Origin of the sequence: Phycicoccus elongatus Lp2 (assembly GCF_000367525.1) — a bacterium.
Classification (GTDB): Bacteria; Actinomycetota; Actinomycetes; order Actinomycetales; family Dermatophilaceae; genus Phycicoccus_A; species Phycicoccus_A elongatus.
The window spans coordinates 2,168,408-2,192,771 of record NZ_HF570956.1 but is presented as its reverse complement, the minus strand read 5'-3'; the positions used below and the strand labels follow the sequence as shown (position 1 = coordinate 2,192,771).

The following is a 24,364-nucleotide window of genomic DNA, read 5'->3' as shown; positions in this document are numbered from 1 at the left end:
AGGACGTCATGGCATTGCCCCGCCCCGCCCCCGGGACGTTGCGCTGGTGGATCGTCGGTGTCCTCGGCGTCGGCGCGATGGTGGCCGTCGTCATCTGGTACGGCCTGGCGGCCAACGTCGGGGCCGTCGTGCCCGAGGTCACGGCATACCGCGTCGTCTCGGACTCGCAACTCGAGGTGGACTACCGCCTGACCCGGCCGGCTGATCGGGCCGTGACGTGCACGATCACCGGTCTCGACGCACGCAAGGGCGTCGTCGGGACCGTCACCGACGAGGTGCCCGCCGGCGAGTCACGGGTGCAACGCAGCGTCGAGATCCGCACTGCGCAACGCGCTGTCACGGGGGTCGTCGATTCCTGCGTGCGCCACTGAGTTGCTACGATGTTTCTTTGCACGATTCGGGTCTGGGCCCGTCCACGGTCGCTCACAGGAGCCACCACGGGCCCGGACCCTTTGACGTAAGGGAGCACCCGTGACCGAGACCGCAGCCAAGGCCACCTTCCTCACCCAGGAGGCCTACGACCGCCTGAAGGCCGAGCTCGCCGAACTCTCCGGCCCGGCGCGCACCGAGATCGCCAGGAAGATCGACGCCGCCCGCCAGGAGGGTGACCTCCGCGAGAACGGTGGCTACCACGCGGCCCGCGAGGAGCAGGGCAAGATGGAGGCCCGCATCCGGCAGCTCCAGCAGTTGCTCGACACCGCGATCATCGGCGAGACCCCTCCCGATGACGGCATCGTCGAGCCCGGCATGGTCGTGACCGTCGAAATGTTCGGCGACGAGGAGACCTTCCTCCTGGGCTCCCGCGAGATCAGTGACGACTCCATCCAGGTCTTCAGCGAGAAGTCCCCGATCGGCGCCGCCGTCAACGGGCACTCGGTCGGCGAGACCGTGACCTACGCGACGCCCTCGGGCAAGGACGTGCAGGTCAAGATCCTCAAGACCAAGCCCTACAGCGGCTGATCGGTCCCGAGCAGCACGTAACCCTTGGCCCGGAGCGCCTCGAGAACCCTCGACTGGTGCTCCGGGCCTCGCGTTTCCAGGACCAGCCCGATCTCGACCTGGTCGACGCGGATCTCCGCTGAGGTGCGCAAGTGCTCGACGTCGAGGACATTGGCGTCGACGCTCGCGCAGTCGGTGAGCAGTTGGGCGAGGTTGCCGGGGCTGTCGGGCACGACGACCGAGAACTGCAGATAGCGTCCGGCGGCCGTCATGCCGTGCCGGATGATCCGCAGCATGAGGAGCGGGTCGATGTTTCCTCCGGAGAGGACGGTGACGACGGGGCCCTCGAGCGGCGGACCGTCACCGGCCGCCCGATCCAGCAGGTATGCCGTGGCCGCGGCTCCCGCGGGCTCGACGACCAGCTTGGCCCGCTCGAGGAGGAAGAGCGCCGCCCGGGACAGGCTGGCCTCGCTGACCGTGACCACCTCGTCGACGAGGTCACGCACGATCGGGAAGGTGACGTCGCCGGGCAACCCCACGGCGATGCCATCGGCCATCGTCGCCATCCGAGCGGCCTGGACCGGGTGACCGGCGGCAAGGGAATCGGGGTAGGCCGCGGCCTGCTCGGCCTGCACCCCGATGACGTGGACGTCCGGCTTGAGCGCGCGCATGACGGTGGCGATCCCGGCGAGCAGGCCACCACCCCCGAGCCCGACGAGGACGGTCCGCACATCGGGGCACTGGTCGAGGATCTCCCAGCCGCAGGTGCCCTGGCCGGCCACGATGTCGGCGTGGTCGAAGGGATGGATGAGGATCGCGCCGGTCTCGTCCGCCCAGGCGCGGGCAGCCACCAGGGACTCGTCGAGCGTCTCCCCCACCTGCTCGACCTCGGCGCCGTAGGCACGGGTCGCCGCCAGCTTGGGCATCGGCGCCCGCACTGGCATGTAGACCTTCGACGCGATCCCGAGCATCTGGGCGGCCAGTGCCACGCCCTGCGCATGGTTACCGGCACTCGCCGCGACGACGCCGGCGGCCCGCTCCTGCGGCGAGAGTCGACTCATCCGCGTGTAGGCGCCGCGGATCTTGAAGCTCCCGGCGCGCTGCAGGTTTTCGCACTTGAGGAAGACATCGGCCCCGACGCGCTCGGAGAGCGCCCTGTTGAACTTCAGCGGAGTCGGCCGGATCACCTTGGAGAGCACTTCACGCGCGGCCCGGATGTCCGCGATGGTCACGGTGACGTCACTGTCCATGGTGCGCAGGCTAGTCCGCGCAGAGGACCCGCGCTGCCAGCAACTGGGCAGCCATCGGATCCGTCCCCGCCAGCAGGCCCACGGCGAAGAGGAGGTATGCCGTGTCGACGCCGGCCCGCGCACCTGTCGGCACCCGCCAACCTCCGGCGTGGTCCGACGTGACGGCAGCGAGGACACCGGCCGCGACCGCATCCGGGGAGTGGCGCAGGACCCCACCCGAGCCGAGCACGAGTTGGACGTCGGCGAGCGGTCGTGGCTGCTCACTGGGATGACCCGGGCGGCCGTGACGCCGCATCGCGATCGTCGCCGCGGCGGCGGCCAGTGCCTGTTCACTCGCCCAGTCAGCCGACGAGACTGCGAGCAGGGTGGTGTCGGCGGCGACCCGCGCGGCATACCGAATCGCGCTGTCGGGCAGCGGGATTCGCTCACGTTGCGCCGCATCGACGATGCCTTGCGCGTTCCACCGCATGCCGAGGTCGGCCTCGACGGTGCGCGCGTGCCAGAGCTGGCCGACGACGTCGCGGCGAATGGCAGCGTCCTCCCCACGTGGAGTGAGGACCGAGTAGACATCGGTCGTCGCGCCGCCGATGTCGATGACGACGACATCGCCGGCCAGATGGTCGGCGAGCACCTCGACCCCGGCGAGGACGGCATCCGGTGTCGGGGCGCGGACGAGGTCGGCGAAGGCCCGACCCCGCGAGAGCCCCTTGCCTCCGATGACGTGCTCGAGGAAGGCGCCTCGAATGGCGGCCCGTGCGCCGTCCGGGGAGATCTCGCCGATCCGAGGCACGACGTTGGCTGCGACCGTGTGACGGCGACCGGTCGCGGTCAGCCGGCGGGAGACCTCGTCAGCGGCCTCGGCATTGCCCGCGACGACAACCGGGGCGCGCAGGCGGGCCCTGGCCAGCGCATCGGCGTTGTGCAGCAGGATCGTGTCGTTGCCACCGTCGGTCCCCCCGACGAGGAGCACGAGGTCGGGAGCCACCGCACGCAGCGTGCGAACGCCCGTCGGGTCGAGACCGCCCGCACTGACGTGCACCACGCGCCCGCCGGCCGACAGCGCCACGCGCCGGCCGGCCTCGGTCGAGACCTCGAGTTCCTGCCCGACGACGGCGATGCGCAGGCCTCCCCCGGCACTGCTGCAGACCAACGTTTCGGCGGGTTCACCGTGAGAGGCGAGCCCGCGGCATACCGCTGTGAGGCCTTGCATCACGTCGGTGGCGACCGTCGTGGGATGGGCGGCCGTCGCCACGAGGGACCCGTCGAGCGTGTCGACGAGCACTCCCTTGGTGAAGGTCGACCCGACGTCAACGCATGTGACCAAGGGCATGTCGGCAGCGTAGGCGAGGGCACCTAGGATCGAGGTAACCCATGAGTAACCACAGGTGAGCAGCAGGAGACCCGACATGCAGCGCAAGATCTTCGACGAGGACCACGAGTCGTTCCGCAAGACCATCCGCCAGTTCATCGAGGCCGAGGTCGTGCCCCACTACGAGGAGTGGTATGCCGCGGGGCTGGTGCCGCGCGACTTCTACGCCAAGCTCGGCGAGCTCGGCGTGTTCAGCATCGAGGTGCCCGAGGAGTTCGGCGGGGCGGGCCTGGAGACCTTCAAGTACGAAGCCGTCATGGCCGAGGAGACGGCGCGCGCGGGCGTGACCTTCGGCGGCTCCGGCGTGCACGTGCTGCTCTGCCTGCCCTACATCAAGATGCTCGCGACGCAGGAGCAGAAGGAACGCTGGCTGCCGAAGTTCGTGACCGGCGAGGAGATGTGGGCCATCGCCATGACCGAGCCCGGCACCGGGTCAGACCTGGCCGGGATGAAGACGACGGCCAAGTTGTCCGAGGACGGCACCCACTACGTGCTCAATGGCGCCAAGACGTTCATCACCGGCGGCGTCCACGCCGACCGGGTCATCGTGTGCGCGCGCACCGCTCCCCCGTCGGCCGAGAACCGCCGCAAGGGCATCTCGCTGCTCGTCGTCGACACCAAGGCGCCGGGGTATGCCGTGGGTCGCAAGCTCGACAAGCTCGGCCTCAAGACCTCCGACACGGCCGAGCTGTCCTTCACCGACGTGCGCGTGCCGGTCGAGGACCTGCTCGGCGAGGAGGGTGAGGGCTTCTCCTACCTCGGGCGCAACCTGCCGCAGGAGCGGCTCGGCATCGCCTTGGGCGCCTATGCGCAGGCGGCCGCCGCGATCCGCTTCACCCAGGACTATGTGACCCAGCGGGTCGTCTTCGGTCAGCCGGTCGCGGCCTTCCAGAACACCAAGTTCGAGCTCGCGGCCTGCAAGGCCAAGGTCGATGCGGCGCAGGCCGTCGTCGATCGCGGCATCGAGGCTCTGGACGCCGGTGAACTCACGCCGGCCGAGGCGGCCTCCGCCAAGCTCTTCTGCACCGAGGTCGCGGCCGACGTCATCGACCGCTGCCTGCAGTTGCACGGTGGCTATGGGTTCATGAACGAGTACCCGATCGCCCGCCTCTACGCCGACAACCGGGTCAACCGCATCTACGGCGGCACGTCCGAGGTCATGAAGTCGATCATCAGCAAGGACATGGGCCTCTAGTCCGAGCCTTCGCTCCCGCACCGACAGTCGAGTGAGGAGAACACGCCGTATGCCGCGAGGCTGGGACGGCGTGTTCTCCTCACTCGTCTGTCTGGTCAGGTGAGGCGGTCGAGGGCCTGCTTGAGGTCGGCGATCAGGTCCTCGACGTCCTCGATGCCGACCGACAGTCGGATCAGGTCGGCGGGCACCTCGAGCTCGGTGCCGGCGACCGAGGCATGGGTCATCCGGCCGGGGTGCTCGATGAGCGACTCGACGCCGCCGAGGGACTCGCCGAGGGTCCAGAGCTGGGTCTCGCCGACGACCTTGACGGCGACGTCCTCGCCGCCCTTCACTCGGAAGGACACCATGCCGCCGAACCGCTTCATCTGTCGCGCGGCGATCTCGTGGCCCACCTGGTCGGGCAGCCCGGGGTAGTAGATCGCGGTGACCCCGTCGTGGCCCTTGAGGAAGTCCACGATGGCCTCGGCGTTGTCGCAGTGCCGCTCCATCCGCACGGCCAGCGTCTTCAGTCCGCGCAGGACCAGCCAGGCGTCGAAGGGTCCGGCCACGGCGCCCATCGCGTTCTGGTGGAAGCCGATTCGCTCGGTCACGTCCTCGCCGGAGGCCGTCGTCACGCCCGCCTTGGTCACGACGATTCCGCCGACGACGTCGCTGTGCCCGCCGGAGTACTTCGTCGTGGAGTGGACGACGACGTCCGCCCCGAGCGCCAACGGATTCTGCAGGTACGCCGTGGCGAAGGTGTTGTCGACGACGACCAGGGCACCGGCCTCGTGGGCGACTTCGGCGATGGCCGCGATGTCGGCGATGCCGAGCAGCGGGTTCGTCGGCGTCTCCAGCCAGATCATTCGCGTCTCGGGTCGGATGGCGGCACGCACGGCCTCGACGTCGGCGATCTTGGCGATCGAGTGCTCGATGCCCCATGGCCGGGCGACCCGGTTGAAGAGCCGATACGTCCCGCCGTAGGCATCGGTTGGCACCACCACATGATCCCCGGGGGACAGCAGCGACCGGATGATGCAGTCCTCGGCCGCCAGGCCACTGGCGAACGCAAACGCCCGCTCCCCACCCTCCAGGCTGGCAAAGCAGTCCTCCAAGGCGGTGCGGGTCGGATTCGCCGAGCGCGAGTACTCATACCCGCCGCGCAAACCCCCGACCCCGTCCTGCTTGTAGGTCGACGTCGCATAGATCGGCGGGACGACGGCCCCGGTCGTCGGGTCGGGTTCGGAACCGACGTGGATCGCGCGCGAGGAGAAGCCCAGGGGTGCATCGGTAGACATGCCCCAGAGCGTATGCCGTGCGCCCCCTCCCGCTCCCTCCTCCCTTGCGTCCGGCAACCTGGTTGGAATGCCGTCAACCCGCCGGACGCAAGAGCTTCTGCCACTCGAGCATCTCCGAGCCGACCACGTAGCCGAGAGCAGCGTTGACGGCCAGCATGTGAGTGTTGTCGTCGGCATTCCACGTGCGAATCGTGGCGATGGCAGGCTGACCAGCTGCGATCTGGGCTGCGTTGACGCGTTTGAGTGCCATTCCAAGTCCGTGACCACGATGGTCCCGGTGGACGAGGGTGTCCTGCTGGTAGGCGATCGGTCCCAGGTCCGGCGCCCACTGGACCTCCGTGAAGCCAGCGCACTCCCCCGATCCCTCGTGCTCGGCCCACACCAGCCAGCGGGTGCGACCCATCGCCTCGAGTCGCGCGCTCAGAGCCCCAACTCGCTCGACATCCCAGACCTCGGGCTCGAGAGCGAGCCCACCGAGCGGAATGTCCGTCGTTATGGCCTCTTGGAAGCGCGCGTAGTCCGCCTGGCGCTCCGGCGGCAGACCGACCTCCGCCACGAGCCGATAACCCTCTGGCACAGGCACGTTCGCATCAGCACCTGTCCATGACGACAAGTCGAGGTCGTTGCGCACGAGCCGCTGCGCCAGCGAGAAGCCACACTGCTCGGCAAAGGCGAACCCTGCCGGCCGCGCACCTGGGCGGGCGTTGAAGTGCATCTGGAGCGTCGCCCTCCCCTGCTCACGAGCCTGCTCCTCGATCCAGTCGAGCAGGCGCGTACCCAACCCGCGACGGCGAAACTCCGGGAGGACTGCGATCGTCGCGAACGAGTGAGTCAGGTTGTCCTGCAATGGAAACATCACGCTCGCCCCCGCCACCACCCTGCCCTCGTCGACGACCGCCATGAGTCGGCGCCCTACGTCGGGGTTCCGCTCCATCTCGCGCAGGTCGGTGGCCGAGCGCTCGTCGGACTCGCCGTTGTCGGCGAGGGCTGCGTCGATGAAGACCTGCGCCCACGCCTCGAAGAGCTCACTCTGGTCCGGCTCCAACCCACTGACTCGCACGAACTCCATGAGTCTTACCCTGACACACTGGGCAGATGCGCATGTTCGTTGCCGTGCTCCCCTCCGATGCGGCCCGCGAGAGCCTCGAGGACTGGCTCGAGCCGCGCCGCGAGCACGGCGACCTGCGCTGGAGCGACCCCGAGCAGTTCCACGTCACGCTCGCCTTCTGCCCGGACGTGCCCGACCGCGCCCTCGACGACTTCGGTGAGCGCCTCACGCAGGCCGCGACGCGGCATACGCCATTTCGGTTGCGGTTGGCAGGCGGCGGCACCTTCCCCGACCCGGACCGCGCCAAACTCTTGTATGCCGCGCTCGACGCCGAGCGCTCCGATCTCGCCTCCCTCGGAGGGCTGGCCGAGAAGGCCAAGAACGCCGCCGCCGTCAGCGGGATCACCGTCGAGGGACGGACCTTCCGGCCGCACCTGACGATCGCGCGATCGAACCGCGGTTTCTCGGCGATGCGGTGGCTGCGCGCGCTGGAGGGCTACGGCGGGCCGGACTGGGAGGTCGACGCGATCCACCTCGTCGCCTCACACCTCGGGGAAGGCCGGGAGCGGCGTCCGCGTTATGAGGTCGTCGAGAGCTATCCACTGACCCAAGGGAGACTGGACTGATGTTCTTCGGATCACGCGACAAAACGGTCATGCCGACCCGCGAGGAAGCGCTGCCCGGCCGGGACCACCGGATCTTCCCCGTGCCGACGACCCACGAGGTGCTCGGGACCCCGCTCGAGGGTCCGTGGCCGGACGGCACCGAGGTCATCTACGTTGCGATGGGCTGCTTCTGGGGCGCCGAGCGGATCATGTGGAAGCTGCCGGGGGTCGTGACGACGGCCGTCGGCTACCTGGGTGGGTTCACGCCGAACCCGACCTATGAGGAGACCTGCACCGGCCGGACAGGACACGCCGAGACGGTGCTCGTGGCCTACGACCCGGCCGTGACGTCGCCGGAGTTGATCCTCAAGGCGTTCTGGGAGAACCACGATCCGACGACCCTCAACCGGCAGGGCAATGACGTCGGCACGGCATACCGCTCGGCGATCTTCCCGACGACGCCGGCCCAGCAGGCCGCAGCCGAGACGACGCGCGAGGCCTTCCAGGGTGAGTTGACCCGGGTCGGCGCTGGTGAGATCAGCACGATCATCCAGCCGGCCGAGCAGGCCGGGCCGTTCTGGTATGCCGAGGACTACCACCAGCAGTACCTCCACAAGAACCCCAACGGCTATTGCAACCACGGCCCCAATGGGCTCACGTGCCCGGTCGGCGTGGCCAACCTCCCCGCCCAGGTCGACGTCGCCCCACCCAGCGCCTGAACCACCCGCTTGCGTCCGGCACGGTGGTTGGTATGCCGTCATCCTGCCGGACGTCAGCAGTCGCCTCGCGTCGTGCGGCGACCCGGAGCACCCGCCACTGCTCGACAAGGGCCTCGACGTCGACCGTGGGCGCGAGGATCCGTGGCAGCTGCCCCTCCCCGGGCCGAAGGCGGTCCTCACGCACGCGTCGGTTGAAGTCGATCAGGACCTGACGGACCGACTCCTCGGTTCGCAACTCTCGCAACGATTCTGGGAACCCCGCAGCCTCCTTGCGCAGGGCGATCGCGGGCGGCAGGGCACCGGTGAAGTCGAGCTGTTCACGCGTGGCCAACTGCTTGACGAACCAGTCCGGGTCGTTGGGGTTGATGGGCGGCAACGGTTTCCCGGCGCCGGGGAGATTGTCGAACTCGCCCCGCTCCTGCGCCTCCCGGATCGCCTTCTCGACCGACGATTCCCACCGCTCCACGCGAACTCAGCCCCGCGGCATACGACTCAGTCCGCGAGGAACCCGAGCAGATCGGCCCGGGTGAGCACGCCCACGGGCTTGCCGTCCTCGACGACGAGCACGGCATCGGAGGCCTCGAGAGCGTGGCGGGCCTCGGCGACCGGTTCCCCCGCACCGACGAGCGGCAACCCGGCTGCCATGTGCTTGTCGACGGCATCGGACAACAGAGCTTTCCCGGTGAAGAGCAGCTCGAGCAGGTCGCGCTCGGAGACCGACCCGGCCACCTCGCCCGAGGTCACCGGCGGCTCGGCCTTGACCACGGGCATCTGCGAGACGTCGTAGTGGCGCAGGATGTCGATCGCTTCCTTGAGCGTCTCCTGCGGATGCGTGTGGACCAACGCCGGGATGTCACCGGACTTGCCCCGCAGGACATCCCCGACGGTGGTGCCTTCGGTGGCCCTGGAAAAGCCGTAGGAGCGCATCCAGTCGTCGTTGAAGATCTTGGACAGGTAGCCACGACCTGAGTCGGGCAGGAGAACGACGACAACGGCATCCTCGGGGAGGTCCCGCGCCACCTCCAGTGCCGCCACGACGGCCATCCCGCACGATCCGCCCACCAGCAGCCCCTCCTCGCGGGCCAGTCGTCGGGTCATGTGGAAGGACTCGGCGTCCGAGACGGCAATGACCTTGTCGACCTGGCTCGGGTCGTAGGCGCCCGGCCAGAAGTCCTCGCCGACCCCTTCGACGAGATAGGGGCGACCAGTGCCGCCGGAGTAGACCGAACCCTCGGGGTCGGCCGCGATGACCTTGACCCGGCCACCGTCGGCCTCGGGGCGGTCCGCGGAGACCTCACGCAGGTAGCGACCGGAGCCGGAGATGGTGCCACCGGTGCCGGCGCCGGTGACGAAGTGGGTGATCCGGCCGTCGGTGTCCGACCAAATCTCCGGGCCCGTGCTCTCGTAGTGCGACAGCGGACCCATGGGGTTCTCGTACTGGTTGGGTTTCCAGGCCCCGGGCGTCTCGCGGACGAGCCGGTCGGAGACGTTGTAGTAGGAGTCCGGATGCTCGGGCGCGACCGACGTCGGGCAGACAACGACCTCGGCGCCATAGGCCTTGAGGACGTTGCGCTTGTCCTCGCTCACCTTGTCCGGGCAGACGAAGATGCACTTGTATCCCCGGCGCTGGGCGATGAGCGCCAGGCCCACACCGGTGTTGCCGGAGGTCGGCTCGACGATGGTGCCGCCCGACTGCAGGGCACCGGTCGCCTCGGCGTCATCGATCATCTTCAACGCGATGCGGTCCTTCACCGACCCGCCGGGGTTGAGGTACTCGACCTTGGCCAGGACGGTCGCCTTGGTGACGCCCTCGGTGACGGAGTTGAGCTTGACGAGGGGGGTGTTCCCGACGAGATCGGCGATGTGCTCGGCATACTTCATGCCCGTCATCCTCTCAGGAGAGCCGCCCGAGGAAGCGCGCGCTGTCGACAACGACCCTGATGATCGTGCCGCGCGCGACGTCTGCGCCTCGGTCGTCGCGCGCCATCACCGCGAAGGTCACCGCTCGCGACGTCTGGCCGGTCACGACGGCCGAGCAGGTGACCCGACCGCCGACGGGGGTCGGCGCGAGGTGCTCGAGGTCGACCCGCGTGCCGACGCTCGTGCTCCCCTCCGGCAGGGCCGGGTCGATGACGGCACACGTCGTGGCCTCGAGCCAGGCGAGCAAGCGCGGAGTGCCCAGCACCGGGAGCGAGCCGGAGCCGACCGCGTTGGCGGTATCAGCGGAGGTCACCGGCCACTCCTGCTCGACAGAACGCCCCACGAGATCCATGACCGCACGGTAGCGGGGAACGAGCGGGGTTGACCTGCACGTTGGACCCGCAGACACTCGGACCTCCGGCACGAAGGGAGACGCGCCATGGGCCGCGCCCGCAGGGCTCGCAAGATCGCCGCGACCGCGGCATACGGAGGGGGTGGGGTGGCGGCCGCCGGCGCCGCTCTCGGCCTCATCGGGTATGCCGTGGTGCGCGTCGAGGGGGCCATCGCGCGTCGGATCGTGGGCTCGCCCTATGACAACGCCCCTGAGCACGAGGGGATCTACGGTGCCGGTATCGGCGAACCCCTCGACCTGATCATGCTCGGCGACAGCCTCTCCGCAGGTCTCGGCGCGGAATCGGGCGAGCAGACGATCGGCGCCATCGTGGCCGGGAGCGTCGCCGCCCTCACGGCGCGGCGGGTGCGACTGACCAATCGCGCGGTGGTGGGCGCCGAATCCACCGACCTAGAGCGGCAACTCGGGTCTGCCCTCGACGAGGTCGACTCGCCGGCTCTCGTGCTCATCTTCATCGGCGCGAACGACGTGACCCATCGAGCGGACCGAGCGACCTCGGTGCGCCACCTCGAGACCACGGTCCGCCGGGCACGCGCCCGTGGAGCCGAGGTCGTCGTCGCGACCTGCCCCGATCTGGGGACCGTCGAGCCGGTGCCGCAACCGCTGCGCCTGCTCATCCGCCGCTGGAGTCGCGACCTCGCGGCAGCCCAGACGGTGGCGGTCGTCGAGGCGGGCGGCCGGACGGTGTCTCTCGGCGACATCCTCGGACCGGAGTTCGCGGCCGCGCCGCACGAGCTCTTCGGCAAGGACCGTTTCCATCCGTCGCCGGCGGGTTATGCCCGGGCGGCGGCTGCCGTGCTGCCCACCGTGTGCCATGCGCTCGGCCTGTGGGGTCCGGACACGGCCGACCGGGCGCCGGAGATCCGTCGCGGCGAGGGCATCGGGCCGGTGGCCGTGGCTGCCGGGCAGGCCGTGCTCGAAGCGGGCACCGAGGTCAGCCCCACCGAGGTGGGCGGGACCAGCCGGGGTCCCCGTGGCCGGTGGGCGGTGTTGAGGCACCGGCGCCAGTCACCCGTTGATACCTCACTGCCTGCCGAGTCGCTGCCCGCCGCGGAGGCGACCCTGGCCGAGGAGGCGACCCTCGCCGAGGAGCCGAGGAGGTGACCTTCGCCCCGCCCAGCGGAACCGGTCAGTCGGACAGGATCGCGTCGAGCTCGACCTCGACCTTCCAGCGCGGGTCGACCAAACCCGCGACGACGACCATCGTGCTCGCCGGGCGGACCTCACCGAAGACGCGGCCATGCGCGTCGGAGATCTCGTCGACGTCGGCGACCGAGGTGAGGAAATGGCGGGTCCGCACGACATCGGAGACCGAGCCACCGAGTTCGGCGAGCGCCCCGAGAGCGATCTCCCAGCAACGACGCGCCTGGGCGCCGGCCTCGGGCATCACATGACCATCGGGCCAGATCGGCGCCGTGCCGGAGACGATGACGTGCTGGCCATGTCGGACGGCACGCGAGAAGCCGACCGTGGCCTCATAGGGAGATCCTGACGACGCGCGGGTGCGAGTGGTGTCCATGAGGCCATCCAACACCCTGGGTGCAATCGCCGTCAGGTGGTCAGCCAGGGTCCGAACCGGCTCGCACGTCGAGGACTCCGTCGGCAACCAAACGGTCGAGGAAGGCGACGATGTCGCGGGAGCGCGGCTCGACGATGCAGAGCAGTGGGGCGCGACGAACTGCCGACTTGTGGCGCCGGCGGTCCGCCGGCGCCTCGCCGGCCACGGACTCGTCCGCCGCCGTCGGCCCACGTGTCGGCAGGACGCGCGTGGGCAGGATGCGCCGGGGCAGCACGCGTCGGGACGCCAGGTCCAGCCCGCGACCCAACGGGGAGAACCACTCCCGGCGCACCTCGGCCCCGGTCGGTGGGTGGCCGAGTCGCTCGCCGAGCACGATGCGATGGACCCGGACGGCACGCCGCACCAACCGCAGCGTGGCGCGAACTCCGTCGGTGTCGCGCCATCGGGCCATCCACTCCCCCAAGCGCTCGTCCTCGTCCTGGTGTGATCGCCACATCGCGAGTTCCCGATCTCCGGCCGCCAACGCCACCCGCGCCGACCCGAGGGTGAGCGAGCGCACAGTGCCGGAGCCGAGCCCGCGGCATACGATCGCGGGAAACCTGCCCACCCACTGAAGGAGTCACCCGTGCCCGAAGCCGTCATCGTCGCGACCGCCCGCACGCCCATCGGCCGAGCCTTCAAAGGCTCGCTCAAGGACATCCGGCCCGACGACATCTCCACCCAGGTGGTGCAGGGGCTGCTCGCCAAGCTGCCGGAGCTCGACCCGACGACGATCGACGACCTCTACTGGGGCTGCGCCGACCCCAGCGGCAAGGCCGGCAACAACATGGCCCGCGTCATTGCCGTGATGGCCGGACTGGACGGCCTGCCGGCGGCGACGATCAACCGCTTCTGCGCGAGTTCGACCCAGACGATGCGGATGGCCTTCCACGCCATCAAGGCCGGCGAGGGCGAGATCTTCGTCAGCGGCGGCGTGGAGTGCGTCTCCCAGAACGCGGCCTTCCGCGGTGCGGGTGAGTCCGACCCCGACGCCCTCAACCCGATCTTTGCCGACGCACAGGCTCGCAGTGCCGAGATGGCCCGCACGAATGCGACCTGGACCGACCCGCGCGAGCAGGGCCTGCTGCCCGACGTCTACCTCGCGATGGGTCAGACGGCCGAGAACGTCGCGACCTCACGGGGGATCTCCCGGTTGCGTCAGGACGAGTGGGGTGTGACCTCGCAGAACCGTGCCGAGGCGGCGATCAAGGCCGGCTTCTTCGAGCGTGAGATCCTCCCCGTCACCCTGGCCGACGGCCCGGTCGTCTCCACCGACGACGGCCCCCGCGCCGGCGTGACCCTCGAAGCAGTCCAGGCCCTCAACCCGGTCTTCCGGGAGAACGGCACCGTGACGGCCGGCAACTGCTGCCCGCTCAACGACGGCGCCTCGGGCGTGGTCATCATGAGCGACACCAAGGCCAAGGAGCTCGGCCTGACCCCGCTCGCCCGGATCATCTCCACCGGCGTCTCCGGCCTCTCCCCCGAGATCATGGGCATGGGCCCGGTCGAGGCGTGCCGCCAGGCGCTGGCTCGTGCGGGGATGTCGATCAAGGACATCGACCTCTACGAGATCAACGAGGCCTTCGCGTCGCAGGTGCTCGGCTCCGCCGACGACCTGGGCATGGACTTCGACCGGCTCAACGTGCACGGTGGCGCGATCGCCCTCGGCCACCCCTTCGGCTCCACCGGCACGCGCATCATGGCCACCTTGATCAACGGCCTGCAGACGAAGGACAAGCAGTTCGGGCTCGAGTCGATGTGCGTCGGCGGCGGGCAGGGCATGGCGATCCTCATCGAGCGCCTGAGCTGAGACCCCTGCCGCGGTTGTCAGGGTAGGTCGCGGCGCAGGCTCGCCAGCTCCTCCGGTATGCCGTGGGCTCGCCCCGCGCGGCACGCCTCCCACACGAGCACCTTCAGTTGGTGCAGCGCCGTGGCGGGACCGAGATCGTCCACGCAGGCCCGGCCGGTCACCTCGGCGAGCCGGTCGAGCGTGAGCCGCATCCGCGGCATACCGGCCCGGGCCTGAGGGAGCGGGAGGGTCTGCCAGCGGGACTCGATCCGGTCGAGTTCGACGCGCACCGGCTCCGGACGCGGATCGACCCCGCCCGGATGGGGCGGGGTCGATCGCGGATCCATCGGCTCGGTCACTCGCTGCGCAGGCGGGCGATGAGGCGCAGGAACTCGATGTAGAGCCAGACGAGCGTGACGATGATGCCGTGCGCCAGCAGCCATGAGTACTTCTGCGGCGCACCGGTCGCGATGGCCCGGTCGACCGAGTCGAAGTCGAGCGCGAGCGACACCGACGCCAAGCCGACCGCGAAGAGCGAGATGAGGATGCCGACGGTGCCGGACCCGCCGAAGCCGAAGGCCGTGTTGGTGACCATGGCGAAGATGAAGTTGACGACCGCGAAGATCGCGTAACCGAAGATCATCATCGTCACGATGCGGCGGAACTTGTCGGTGACCTTGATCAGGCCGAACTTGTAGGCCGCGAACATGCCGGCGAAGGTGGCCAGGGTGGCGAGGACGGCTTGGGCGACGATCCCGCCGTACATCGTCTCGAAGAACTGGCTGACGGCACCGACGAACAGGCCCTCGAGGGCGGCATACCCGAGGATGAGGGGCACCGACAGCGTCTTCTTGAAGGCGATGACGAGGCCGAGGATGAGGGTGCCGATCATGCCGCCCATCCAGAGCATGAAGCCCAGACCGGGGTTGGTCGCGGCGGCGAACCAACCCGCAGCGCCGAAGGCGAGGACGATCGCGAAGAGCCCGAGGGTCTTCATGATGACGTCGTCCATCGTCACTCGGCCGGCCTGCACCGGCGTCGCCGATGGGGCGTTGTACATGTGCTCGAGGTGGTCCTGGCCGACCGGCGCACCCGGCTGGCCATAGGACTGCTGCGGGTAGGCCTGCTGCGTGTAGGCCGTGGGCCCCTGCGGTGCGGCGGGGGTGGTGCCGTCGCGGAACGCGGCATACCCGGAGCGAGCGTCCTGCTCGAGTCGGTTGAAGGCGGGATTGGCGGCCATCAGTTCCTCCGTGATGGTCATGGCGGGCCCAACTGGCCCGTCGTTGTCACCACCCTAAACAACGCAAGCCCGTCAAGAAGTTCCCGCTCCGCGCCCCCGACGAGATTCGAACTCGCACCGTTGGCGATTTTAAGTCGCCTGCCTCTGCCAATTGGGCCACGGGGGCGGGCCAAGCGTATGCCGCCCACGCCAACTTCTGCGTGACGCAGAGGATCGCTTCCCGCACAGCAATAGCTGCGTGCCAACCCAACGTCTGCGTGACGCAGAAGTTGGGTTGGCACGAGAGCGGGCGTCGGCCCGGGTGGCGGGGCCCCTGTTCCCCATGGCCACCCGGGCCGGTTCCTCAGCTCGTCGCGCTGGGCGACGGCGAGGGCGACGTCTGGTCCTGAGGACCCGTTGACGTCGACGTGCTGGGACTCGGACTCGCGTCGGGTCGAGCCGGTTCCGCGGTGGCGGCCGGAAGTTCGGAGATCTTCACCGGCGGCTCCCACCCACCCGACGATGCCTGCCACCCGGTGAGGTCGCCCCACCGGAGCGGAAACACCAGGCGGTTGACGTCGAGGGATCCGTCCGGCTTCATGAGAATCGGATTCTTCAGCGGTTGCCCGTCAGGACCGGTGGCGATGGTGCCGTCCTGCTGCGACCACGGGATGAGCGCTTCGGTGGGCACGGCCACTGCTTGGCCGTACTGGTTGTAGAGGCGCACCCGGTCGAGGCGGTTGCCGTTGGCGTCGTAGGCGTAGAGGTTGGTTGCCATCTCGCCGTTGACCCAGACGCCGTCGGAGCCCATGACTGGACCGGGGTAGTACTGAGGTTCAGCGGACACGGCGCCGTTGCCGTCGGTCCACCCGACCCGCGCCATGAACGTGAGTGCCACAGGGAACGCGAGCACGGCGGCCACGATGGAGGCCAGGATGGCCAGCCGGTTCGACCATGTCGCAGCGGCCGGACGACGACGCGACCACCAGAAGGAGAGCGCCGCCCCGGTCAGGGCGAACAGCCAGAATGCGAGACCGAAGAGCGGCACTCTCAGGACGAGGGTTGGGACCATCGCAAGGATCATGCCGCGCGCCACCCACCAGACGGGGCGGAGCTCGGCAAGCCAGGTGTGCCGGGCCTGCAGCGCATCACCCCGAGCGCGCCACGAGACTTCAGCGTCGTGCAGCCGGGCTCGTTCGGCGGCCAGGAACGATTGCTGGCCGGGCGTCACCGGGGCGCGCGGCGGGAGGTCGGCAGCGGATCGCAACTCCGCGGCATACGCAGCCGGCGCGCCGAAGGCGGAGGTGAGATCGGTCCCCTCGGGCAGCTCGGCCGCACGCTCGGTGAGGTCTGCTTCCAACCCTCCGATGAGGTCATCGACATCCTCGGGGGCGAGGTCGAGCAGCTCGGCCCGCACCGAGGCGACATAGGCACGCACGGCGGACGTGGGGGTCGCGATCTGGTTCATGACGCCACCTTTGCGGTGTTGAGCAGGGACTCCATGGTGTGGGCGAACTCGGTCCACGTCTTGCCCTGGGAGGCCAGCATGGTGCGGCCCTGGGCATTGATGCCGTAGTACTTGCGGTGCGGTCCTTCGTCGGAGGGGACGACGTAGCTGGAGAGGGCGCCGGCGGCGTAGAGGCGACGCAGCGTGCCATAGACCGAGGCGTCACCGACCTCCTCGAGGCCGGCGGTTCGTAGGCGACGGACGACGTCATAGCCGTAGCCGTCTGATTCGGCGAGCACGGCGAGCACGGCGAGGTCGAGCACCCCCTTGACGAGTTGGGTGGCATCCATGGGCACTTCCTCACGTGGCGCACTACTGCGGAATGCGTATTAGTGTGCAGACGAGAGGAGCCGTTGTCCAGTGCTGTGCTGGCGTGTTGCCCGTCCGACGCGGTGGCCGGCTCGCCCCCTCCCCCGTCGAGAGGGAGCAAATCGCGGGCCCGCGGTCGCGGGGCCCGCGATTTGCTCCCTCTCGACTTGGTCGGGGTGGGGAGGGGACAGGCTCAGCGGGCGAGCGACAGGGCGATGCCGTCGAGGATGTCGTGCTCCGAGGTGACCACGGCGGCACCGGGCGAGTCCGCGCCGACGCGCTCGAGGACACGTCGCCAGACCAGGACCCCAGCGCCGATGACGTCGACCCGCCCAGGGTGCATGTAGGGCAGAGCCGCGCGCTGGTCGCGCGACATCATGAGGAGGTCCGTCGCGGCCGCGATGTGGTCGGCCCCGGTGAAACGGCTCAGGTGGATCCGCTTCGGGTCGTATGCCGCCAGGCCCAGCAGGTGCGCGGTGACCGTCGTGATGCTGCCGGCGAGTCCGACCAGGGTGGCGATGCCCGTGAGGTCGACCACGCGCTTGGCCTTGTCGATGGCGGCATCGACATCGGCTGTGGCAGAAGCGATCTCGTGGTCGGTGGGCGGGTCGGAGTGAAGGTGACGCTCGCTCATCCGGACAGAGCCGACGTCCATCGAGAAGCCGGCCTCCGCCGACCGGATCCCGCGCACGAGTTCGGTCGAGCCCCCGCCGAGGTCGACGACGAGGTAGGGCGCGGGGATCTCGGCCGCGATGAGATCTCCCGTGGCGCCGGAGAAGGACAGTTGCGCCTCGACGTCGCCGCTGACCACCTCGGGCGTCACCCCGAAGTCGGCGAAGGCGCGCTCGACCCCGGCCACGAAATCCGCCGCATTGCGTGCATCCCGAGAGGCCGACGTCGCGACGAAGCGCACCGCCTCGGCGCCGGCTTCCCGGCAGAGCTGCGCGTACCGCCCACAGGCCGCGAGGGTTCGCTCCATCGGGGCCGCGCCGATCAGGCCGGTCGCGTCCACCCCGTGACCCAGGCGGACGACCTCGCCCTCGCGACAGACGTCGACGAGTCGGCCACGTGAATCGATGTCGGCGACCAGGAGTCGGATTGAGTTGGTGCCGCAGTCGACGGCAGCGACCCTGGTCATGAGTCTTCGGCGTCGGCGGATTCGCCCCAGCCGCAACAGGATCCGGCGGCCCACCACTCGGGGAGCATCACGAGGGCCTCGTCGCCCAGCGGATTGACCCCAGGTCCGGCGGCCAGGGAATGGCCCACGAGCACGTGCAGGCACTTGACCCGCGAGGGCATTCCGCCGGCGGAGATGCCCTCGATCTCGGGGACCTGACCGAGCTGGGAGCGACGCTCGAGGTAGTCCTCGTGGGCCGCGGCATACCGTTCGGCGAGGTCGACATCGGTGGCCAAGCGTGCCGACATCTCCTTCATGACGCCCTCTCCCTCCAGAGTGCTGATCGCGCCGGTGAGTCGCGGGCAGGTGACATAGAAGGACGTCGGGAACGGCGTGCTGTCCGGCAGGCGCGGCAGGGTTCGCAGAACGTCCGGGGCGCCGCAAGGACACCGGTGCGCGACCTCGACGACGCCACGGGCTTCCCGACCCAACTGGCGCTCGACGGCGGCGAGGTCCTGCGGGGTGACGGACTCGGTCACTTGGCAGCAGCCGGCGCGTCGGCCGCCTCGAGAGAGGACCAGATGGTCGCGTACCACGCCGAGTCCTTCGAGGCCTGGGCCATGCCGGGTGCAATGGCCTGCGTGTCCTCGGGATCGAGCACCGTATAGGCCTTCTCCCCCACCTTGACGAACTTCAGCCGTTGGCGAGCCTGCTGCTCGACATAGGCCGGGTCCTGCCAGCGGGCCTGCTCGGCCTTCAACTCGTCGACGACCTTCTCCTGAGCGGTGACCTGCTCACGAAGGGCCGAGATCTGCTGCTTCTGGCCGATGTAGGCCTTGAGGGTCGGGCCGACAATGATCGCGAGGAGCACCAGGGCGCCCACGATCATCGCCCCGTGACGCATCCGCCGATCAGTCGTCGCGCGCTCGAGCCGCCCGCGCCAACCGGCCACCGGGGGTATCGACGACGACGTGGTCGACACCGACTTCGACCCCGACTTCGACACCGACTTCGACGCGGTCGTCGAGGTCGGTGTCTTCGACGTCACACCTCTGGACCTGGCCGGGCGCCGAGCAGCCGGGCGCGACGATCGCGCGCCCGGCGTGCTCCTGCCCGGTCCGGTCACCACGACAGGGTCAGCCCTTCGCGCCCTGGAAGCGAGGGAACGCGCCGGCGCCGGCGTAGACGGCCGCGTCGTCGAGCTCCTCCTCGATGCGCAGGAGCTGGTTGTACTTCGCGACGCGCTCGGAGCGAGCCGGTGCACCGGTCTTGATCTGGCCGCAGTTGGTCGCGACCGCGAGGTCGGCGATCGTCGTGTCCTCGGTCTCGCCCGAGCGGTGGCTCATCATGCACTTGTAACCGGCGCGGTGGGCCATCTCGACGGCGTCCATGGTCTCGGTGAGCGAGCCGATCTGGTTGACCTTGACGAGGAGCGCGTTGGCGGTGCCCTCCGCGATGCCGCGGGCGAGGCGCTCGGGGTTGGTGACGAAGAGGTCGTCGCCGACGAGTTGCACCTTGGCGCCGAGGCGCTCGGTCATCGTGTGCCAGCCCTCCCAGTCGTCCTCGTTGAGCGGGTCCTCGATGGAGACCAGCGGGTAGTCCGCGACCAGGTCGGCGTAGTAGTCGATCATCTCGGCGGCTGACTTCTTGCCCCCCTCGAAGTCGTAGGACCCGTCCTCGTTGTAGAACTCGCTCGCCGCGACGTCGAGGGCCAGGGCGATGTCCGTGCCCGGCTCATAGCCGGCACCCTTGATGGCCTCGAGGATCAGGTCGAGGGCGGCGCGGTTGGAGGGCAGGTTGGGCGCGAAGCCACCCTCGTCGCCGAGCCCGGTGGCCAGGCCCTGCTTCTTGAGCACCGACTTGAGCTCGTGGTAGACCTCGGCGCCCCAACGCAGGGCCTCGCGGAAGGATCCGGCGCCGATCGGGGCGATCATGAACTCCTGGATGTCGACATTGCTGTCGGCGTGCGAGCCACCGTTGAGGATGTTCATCATCGGCACGGGCAGGACGTGGGCGTTCGGGCCGCCGACGTAGCGGAAGAGCGGCAGTTCCGCACTGTCGGCGGCGGCACGGGCCACGGCGAGCGAGACACCGAGAATGGCGTTGGCGCCGATCTTGCCCTTGTTGGCGCTGCCGTCGATGGCGAGCATCTCGCCGTCGATGAGGCGCTGGTCGCTGGCCTCGAAGCCCATGAGCTTGGGGCCGAGCTCATCGATGACGGCGTCCACGGCCTGCTCGACACCCTTGCCGAGGTAGCGCTTCTTGTCGCCATCGCGACGCTCGACCGCCTCGAAGGCGCCGGTGGAGGCACCAGAGGGAACGGCGGCGCGCGCGATGGTGCCGTCATCGAGGGCGACCTCGACCTCGACGGTGGGGTTGCCGCGCGAGTCGAGGATCTCGCGGGCGCCGACGGCTTCGATGGTGGCCATTGACAGACAGCTCCTTGGGCGACGGTGATGGTCCGGCACGAGCGAGCCAGGTGCCCGCCGATGTCGTCTCCGAGCCTACGCGCCGAGCCGGGCGCGTCGGGAGACCAACCCACCTTGTGAACAGGTCCGCGTGAACAGGTCCGCCCTCACGGCGTCGACCGCAGCGCCTCGACACTGGACAAAAGTCCCACCCAGTTCGTATGCCGCGGGGCCGGCCACGCGGGACCGGGCCCCGCGGCATACGAACTGGGTTGAGAAATGGGGAAATGGGAGAGAGGGGAGCGAGGGAGAGAGCTCAGGCGCGCGATCCCGCGTGGGCGACGGCGAGCGCCGCACCGAGCCGGGCGTTGTTGCGGACCAACGCGATGTTGGTCTCCAACGAGCGTCCGTCGGACAGTTCGACGATCCGGCCCAACAGGAAGGGCGTGATGTCCTTGCCGCTGATGCCGCGTGTGTCGCACTCGGCGAGCGCCTGCCCGATCAGCCCGTCGATGTCGGCGCGCGCCATCTCCTCGGCCTCCGGCACCGGGTTGGCGACGACGATTCCGCCTTCGAGCCCGAGAGCCCACTTGGCCGCCATCATCGCGGCCAGTGTCTCGACGTCGTCCGCACGCAACGGCGCCCGATGGTCGCTGGTGCGCGAGTAGAACGACGGGAACTCATCGGTCCGATAACCGACGACGGGCACCCCGAGGGTCTCGAGCCGCTCGAGAGTGAGCCCGATGTCGAGGATGGACTTCACGCCGGCGCAGACCACCGCGACATCGGTGCGCGAGAGCTCGGTGAGGTCGGCCGACTCGTCCATCGACGACGCGGCACCCTGGTGCACGCCCCCGAGTCCTCCGGTGACGAAGACCCGGATTCCGGCGAGAGCGGCCAGCCGCATCGTGCTCGCGACCGTCGTGGCTCCGTGCGCGCGCGTGGCGACCACCGAGGGAAGGTCGCGGATGCTCACCTTCGCGACGTCGGGCGCGGACCCGAGCAACTCCAGTTCGTCGGCGGACAACCCGATGCGAGGTATGCCGTCGAGCACGGCGATCGTGGCCGGGACCGCGCCGCCATCGCGCACGATCCCTTCGACCTCGCGAGCCATGGCGACGTTGCGGGGATAGGGCATGCCATGGCTGATGATCGTGGATTCCAGGGCCACGACGGCCCGGCCGTCGGCCAGAGCCGCGCGCACCTCGTCGGTGAGCGCGAGCATCGGGTGGGTGGTGGACGTCATCAGGCTCCTTCGGGCACGGTGGGGAGGTCGCGCCGCACGCGGGCCTCGACCAGGTCGGGGGTGAGATCGGCCCGCACGGTGTCGGTGGACTCGACCGTGAGCGAGGCCAGCGCCTGCCCGAAGTGTGCCGCCTCCACGACGTCACCGACGGCCAGCCAGGCGTGCAGGTAGCCGGCCGACATCGAGTCCCCAGCACCGGTCACGTCGACGACCTCGGCCTGCGGCGCCGCGAACTCGTGCACCTCGGTCCCCTCCTCGTCCGACCAGGTGGACAACAGGGAGCCGCTCGGGCCGCGGCGGACCCAGACATTGCTGACCCCACGGGCATGGAGTTCGGCGGCGGCCGCGACGATCTCCTGCGTGGAGGTTCCGACCGGGTGGCCGAGCAGCCCGGCCAACTCGTCGATGTTGGGGGTGACCGTGTGCACGGGACGGGTGGGGTTGAGCACGGGCCCGATCCACTCGGCCTTGGCCACACTCACCGTGTCCAAGAGCACCGGGACCCCGGCGGCCAGGGCGTAGTCGAGGAGCCACCCGATGACCTGCGGGGAGAGATTGCCGTCGAGGACGAGCACCTCGGCGTTGGCGATGAGGTCGCGGTGGGGCATGAGGAGTCGGATCGTCACCTGGTCGGTGGCCCGCATGTCCGAGACGCCGATGACCAGCTCGCCGCTGTCGTCGACGACGGCGCAATAGACGCCGGACTGCTCAGCAGTGCGGACCAGGTGGTCGACGCCCACCCCGGCCGCCTTGGTGCGCTCGACGAGTTCGACCCCGGCCGGGTCGCCCCCCACGGCGGCGATCAACTCGACCGGATTGCCCAGCCTGGCCAGCGTCTCGGCGATGTTGCGGCCGACACCACCGGGCGCCCAGATCGCGTGGCCGGGATTACTGGTGCCGGTGACGGCCGGCGTCCGCGTGTGCACCTTGAGGTCCATGACAGCACCTCCGATGACCACGATCGGTCGGCGCGGGGCCACCAGCCACCCGCGTCCGCCGAGGAAGCCTCGCGATTGCAGGCGCTCGAGCGATCCCTGGACGACAGCAGGCTCGAGGTCGAGTTCGAGTGCCAGGTCCCCCAATGAGCGTGAGGGGTCGCGGCGCAGCGCAGCAAGAATCCGCCGGTCACGCGTCAGGGAGGGCACGGGATGCAGCGTAGACCGGCGAGCGAGCGTGCGTGTCGAAGTCGCGACATGCCGCGTCGTCGGCACGGCCGGTCAGTGAGCCCCTGGCCTTCGCGCCTTCTCCTCTTCCTTGATCTTCTGCCAGTTGGCGGCCACCTCCTCGGGGGTCGACACCTCGACGTCGGCGAAGACGTGCGGGTGTCGCCGCACCAGCTTGTCGACCAGTCCGCCGGCAACATCATCGATGTCGAACGGCTGCCCGGGGTGGTCCTCGGCCACCCGTGCGTGGAAGGCGACCTGGAGCAGCACGTCCCCGAGTTCCTCGGCCATGTGGGCGCGGTCCCCCGACCGCACCGCCTCGGCATACTCCCCCGCCTCTTCCTCGAGATACGGCAGGAGGCTCTCGTGGGTCTGCTCGGCATCCCACGGGCAACCACCTGGCGAGCGCAGCCGGTCCATGACGGCGACCACGTCGAGCAAGCGGGCACCGGGCACGTCCCAGGAGCCGACGACCACCTCGACTGGCGGCGGATCGTTCAACCTGGAGACTTCGTCCGCGATGGCATCGGAGAGGCCCTCGTCGCCGTCGGCGGAGCCCAACCAGACGACGTTGTCGTCCGCCGCGCGTTCGACCAGGTGGCGAGCGAGCAGCGCGGGTGAGCCCGCGGCATACACCTGGATCGGGAGGTCGGCGTCGGTGACCGCAACGGCCAGTGGTTCATCGGCGTCCGCGCAGAGGCGGACGCTCGCGGCCTCGACGACCTGCCACGCCGACCGCGACATCAGCCCTGGGGCGACCCGCGGGCTCACGACGACGAGGGCGAGACCGGGCGCGGGCTCCATCTGTCAGCCGTTGTCGGCCGAGAACTCCAGCCAACTCGGGGTGCTGGGTCCGACGGCCGCCTGGGCGGGGTCGTAGGCGCCGTACTTGGGGTTCACCTCGACCTTGAGGTCGTTGAAGGTCTTGGTCAGGGCGATCCGGTCGGTGTCGGTGAGGCCGTCGATCACGGCGGTCGACTGGACGATTCGCACCGTCGACTCGGAGGGGTCATGGATCGAGATGGCGGCCCGGGCGGCTGACTCGGTCTGCGGCTTGCCCTGCTTGATCGCGTAGTCGATGAGGTAGGGCGCGCGGATGAGTGCCGACAGGGCATTGTCCGCGGTGTAGGGCTGCTGCGGCTGGAAGGCCTCGTTGATCTCCTTGACCGCTGCATCGACCTCCCCCTCGGTGACGGTGTGGCCGTCGAAGGTGGCCGCGACATCGGCGTGGCCGCAGCCGGACACCAGGAGGGTGCCACTGAGGGCGGCGGAGGCGATCGCGACGCGAACCATGCGCTTCAACTGCAGTCCTTT

Annotated in this window: 28 protein-coding genes and 1 tRNA gene; 7 read left to right on the top strand and 22 right to left on the bottom strand. The window is 69.5% G+C overall.

What is annotated here, in order from left to right; genetic code table 11:
• Positions 1–8 precede the first annotated feature (8 nt).
• The gene (locus tag BN10_RS10610) at positions 9–371 is read left to right on the top strand and encodes a DUF4307 domain-containing protein (RefSeq protein ID WP_040753137.1); all 363 of its coding nucleotides are present in this window, start codon (positions 9–11) and stop codon (positions 369–371) included.
• Positions 372–471: 100 nt separating this feature from the next.
• On the top strand, positions 472–960 hold the full coding sequence (gene greA, locus BN10_RS10605) for a transcription elongation factor GreA (RefSeq protein WP_010851246.1): 489 nt from the start codon (positions 472–474) through the stop codon (positions 958–960).
• Here greA and ilvA read toward each other — a convergent pair.
• On the bottom strand, positions 948–2,189 hold the full coding sequence (gene ilvA / locus BN10_RS10600; protein WP_010851245.1) for a threonine ammonia-lyase: 1,242 nt from the start codon (positions 2,187–2,189) through the stop codon (positions 948–950). The genes greA and ilvA overlap by 13 nt on opposite strands.
• A gap of 10 nt (positions 2,190–2,199) precedes the next feature.
• A complete protein-coding gene (locus BN10_RS10595) occupies positions 2,200–3,519 on the bottom strand; it encodes a glutamate mutase L (protein WP_010851244.1) in 1,320 nt (439 codons plus the stop codon).
• A gap of 76 nt (positions 3,520–3,595) precedes the next feature.
• Between BN10_RS10595 and BN10_RS10590 the strand changes: the two genes are divergently transcribed.
• Complete coding sequence (locus tag BN10_RS10590) at positions 3,596–4,753, top strand: acyl-CoA dehydrogenase family protein (protein ID WP_010851243.1); 1,158 nt, start codon at positions 3,596–3,598, stop codon at positions 4,751–4,753.
• A gap of 95 nt (positions 4,754–4,848) precedes the next feature.
• Here the strand turns inward: BN10_RS10590 and BN10_RS10585 are convergent, their stop codons facing one another.
• Together BN10_RS10585 and BN10_RS10580 are read right to left on the bottom strand one after the other, a co-directional pair.
• A complete protein-coding gene (locus BN10_RS10585; RefSeq protein ID WP_010851242.1) occupies positions 4,849–6,030 on the bottom strand; it encodes a cystathionine gamma-synthase in 1,182 nt (393 codons plus the stop codon).
• A gap of 73 nt (positions 6,031–6,103) precedes the next feature.
• The gene (locus tag BN10_RS10580; RefSeq protein ID WP_010851241.1) at positions 6,104–7,099 is read right to left on the bottom strand and encodes a GNAT family N-acetyltransferase; all 996 of its coding nucleotides are present in this window, start codon (positions 7,097–7,099) and stop codon (positions 6,104–6,106) included.
• A gap of 26 nt (positions 7,100–7,125) precedes the next feature.
• Here BN10_RS10580 and thpR point away from each other — a divergent pair, with 26 nt between their 5' ends.
• Together thpR and msrA are read left to right on the top strand one after the other, a co-directional pair.
• Positions 7,126–7,704, top strand: coding sequence for an RNA 2',3'-cyclic phosphodiesterase (thpR, locus tag BN10_RS10575; RefSeq protein ID WP_010851240.1), 579 nt, complete (start codon positions 7,126–7,128; stop codon positions 7,702–7,704).
• Positions 7,704–8,402 (top strand): peptide-methionine (S)-S-oxide reductase MsrA, encoded by a 699-nt coding sequence (msrA, locus tag BN10_RS10570; protein ID WP_010851239.1) that lies wholly within the window; start codon positions 7,704–7,706, stop codon positions 8,400–8,402. Before thpR ends, msrA begins: the two co-directional genes overlap by 1 nt.
• Here msrA and BN10_RS10565 read toward each other — a convergent pair.
• From BN10_RS10565 to BN10_RS10555, 3 genes are read right to left on the bottom strand one after another with little or no spacing between them, the layout of a single operon-like run.
• Positions 8,338–8,868, bottom strand: coding sequence for a DnaJ family domain-containing protein (locus tag BN10_RS10565; protein ID WP_010851238.1), 531 nt, complete (start codon positions 8,866–8,868; stop codon positions 8,338–8,340). The genes msrA and BN10_RS10565 overlap by 65 nt on opposite strands.
• A gap of 26 nt (positions 8,869–8,894) precedes the next feature.
• Positions 8,895–10,283 (bottom strand): cystathionine beta-synthase, encoded by a 1,389-nt coding sequence (locus BN10_RS10560; protein ID WP_040751478.1) that lies wholly within the window; start codon positions 10,281–10,283, stop codon positions 8,895–8,897.
• Positions 10,284–10,296: 13 nt separating this feature from the next.
• Positions 10,297–10,674, bottom strand: coding sequence for a thioesterase family protein (locus BN10_RS10555; RefSeq protein ID WP_010851236.1), 378 nt, complete (start codon positions 10,672–10,674; stop codon positions 10,297–10,299).
• An 87-nt stretch (positions 10,675–10,761) separates the two neighbouring features.
• On the opposite strand from BN10_RS10555, the gene BN10_RS10550 reads away from it, so the two are divergent.
• Positions 10,762–11,838 carry an SGNH/GDSL hydrolase family protein gene (locus tag BN10_RS10550; protein ID WP_010851235.1) on the top strand — a complete coding sequence of 359 codons (1,077 nt, stop codon included), beginning with the start codon at positions 10,762–10,764 and terminating at the stop codon, positions 11,836–11,838.
• 25 nt (positions 11,839–11,863) lie between these two features.
• Here the strand turns inward: BN10_RS10550 and BN10_RS10545 are convergent, their stop codons facing one another.
• Both BN10_RS10545 and BN10_RS10540 read right to left on the bottom strand, forming a co-directional pair.
• A complete protein-coding gene (locus BN10_RS10545; RefSeq protein WP_010851234.1) occupies positions 11,864–12,253 on the bottom strand; it encodes a RidA family protein in 390 nt (129 codons plus the stop codon).
• 40 nt (positions 12,254–12,293) lie between these two features.
• Positions 12,294–12,860, bottom strand: coding sequence for a hypothetical protein (locus BN10_RS10540; RefSeq protein WP_010851233.1), 567 nt, complete (start codon positions 12,858–12,860; stop codon positions 12,294–12,296).
• 18 nt (positions 12,861–12,878) lie between these two features.
• On the opposite strand from BN10_RS10540, the gene BN10_RS10535 reads away from it, so the two are divergent.
• Positions 12,879–14,102, top strand: coding sequence for an acetyl-CoA C-acetyltransferase (locus BN10_RS10535; RefSeq protein WP_010851232.1), 1,224 nt, complete (start codon positions 12,879–12,881; stop codon positions 14,100–14,102).
• Between the two features lie 17 nt (positions 14,103–14,119).
• Here BN10_RS10535 and BN10_RS10530 read toward each other — a convergent pair whose 3' ends face one another.
• The 13 genes from BN10_RS10530 to BN10_RS10470 form a co-directional block, all read right to left on the bottom strand.
• A complete protein-coding gene (locus BN10_RS10530; protein WP_010851231.1) occupies positions 14,120–14,428 on the bottom strand; it encodes a hypothetical protein in 309 nt (102 codons plus the stop codon).
• Positions 14,429–14,436: 8 nt separating this feature from the next.
• On the bottom strand, positions 14,437–15,342 hold the full coding sequence (locus BN10_RS10525) for a Bax inhibitor-1/YccA family protein (protein ID WP_010851230.1): 906 nt from the start codon (positions 15,340–15,342) through the stop codon (positions 14,437–14,439).
• 70 nt (positions 15,343–15,412) lie between these two features.
• Positions 15,413–15,487 (bottom strand) — tRNA-Leu (locus BN10_RS10520).
• Positions 15,488–15,664: 177 nt separating this feature from the next.
• A complete protein-coding gene (locus tag BN10_RS10515; RefSeq protein ID WP_010851228.1) occupies positions 15,665–16,768 on the bottom strand; it encodes an HAAS signaling domain-containing protein in 1,104 nt (367 codons plus the stop codon).
• Entirely contained in the window at positions 16,765–17,097 is a 333-nt protein-coding gene (locus tag BN10_RS10510; RefSeq protein ID WP_010851227.1) for a PadR family transcriptional regulator, read from the bottom strand. The genes BN10_RS10515 and BN10_RS10510 overlap by 4 nt, the downstream gene beginning before the upstream one ends.
• Before the next feature lie 212 nt (positions 17,098–17,309).
• Positions 17,310–18,254 (bottom strand): Ppx/GppA phosphatase family protein, encoded by a 945-nt coding sequence (locus tag BN10_RS10505; RefSeq protein ID WP_010851226.1) that lies wholly within the window; start codon positions 18,252–18,254, stop codon positions 17,310–17,312.
• Positions 18,251–18,772, bottom strand: coding sequence for a DUF501 domain-containing protein (locus BN10_RS10500; RefSeq protein WP_040751471.1), 522 nt, complete (start codon positions 18,770–18,772; stop codon positions 18,251–18,253). Before BN10_RS10500 ends, BN10_RS10505 begins: the two co-directional genes overlap by 4 nt.
• Entirely contained in the window at positions 18,769–19,185 is a 417-nt protein-coding gene (locus BN10_RS10495; RefSeq protein ID WP_198014047.1) for an FtsB family cell division protein, read from the bottom strand. The genes BN10_RS10500 and BN10_RS10495 overlap by 4 nt, the downstream gene beginning before the upstream one ends.
• Before the next feature lie 184 nt (positions 19,186–19,369).
• Positions 19,370–20,662 (bottom strand): phosphopyruvate hydratase, encoded by a 1,293-nt coding sequence (eno, locus tag BN10_RS10490; protein WP_010851223.1) that lies wholly within the window; start codon positions 20,660–20,662, stop codon positions 19,370–19,372.
• A 295-nt stretch (positions 20,663–20,957) separates the two neighbouring features.
• On the bottom strand, positions 20,958–21,887 hold the full coding sequence (locus tag BN10_RS10485) for a pseudouridine-5'-phosphate glycosidase (protein WP_010851222.1): 930 nt from the start codon (positions 21,885–21,887) through the stop codon (positions 20,958–20,960).
• Positions 21,887–23,032: a PfkB family carbohydrate kinase gene (locus BN10_RS10480; protein ID WP_010851221.1), complete on the bottom strand. Its 1,146-nt coding sequence runs from the start codon at positions 23,030–23,032 to the stop codon at positions 21,887–21,889. The genes BN10_RS10485 and BN10_RS10480 overlap by 1 nt, the downstream gene beginning before the upstream one ends.
• Before the next feature lie 72 nt (positions 23,033–23,104).
• A complete protein-coding gene (locus BN10_RS10475) occupies positions 23,105–23,854 on the bottom strand; it encodes a MazG nucleotide pyrophosphohydrolase domain-containing protein (protein WP_010851220.1) in 750 nt (249 codons plus the stop codon).
• 3 nt (positions 23,855–23,857) lie between these two features.
• On the bottom strand, positions 23,858–24,352 hold the full coding sequence (locus tag BN10_RS10470; protein WP_156917210.1) for a hypothetical protein: 495 nt from the start codon (positions 24,350–24,352) through the stop codon (positions 23,858–23,860).
• Positions 24,353–24,364 lie beyond the last annotated feature (12 nt).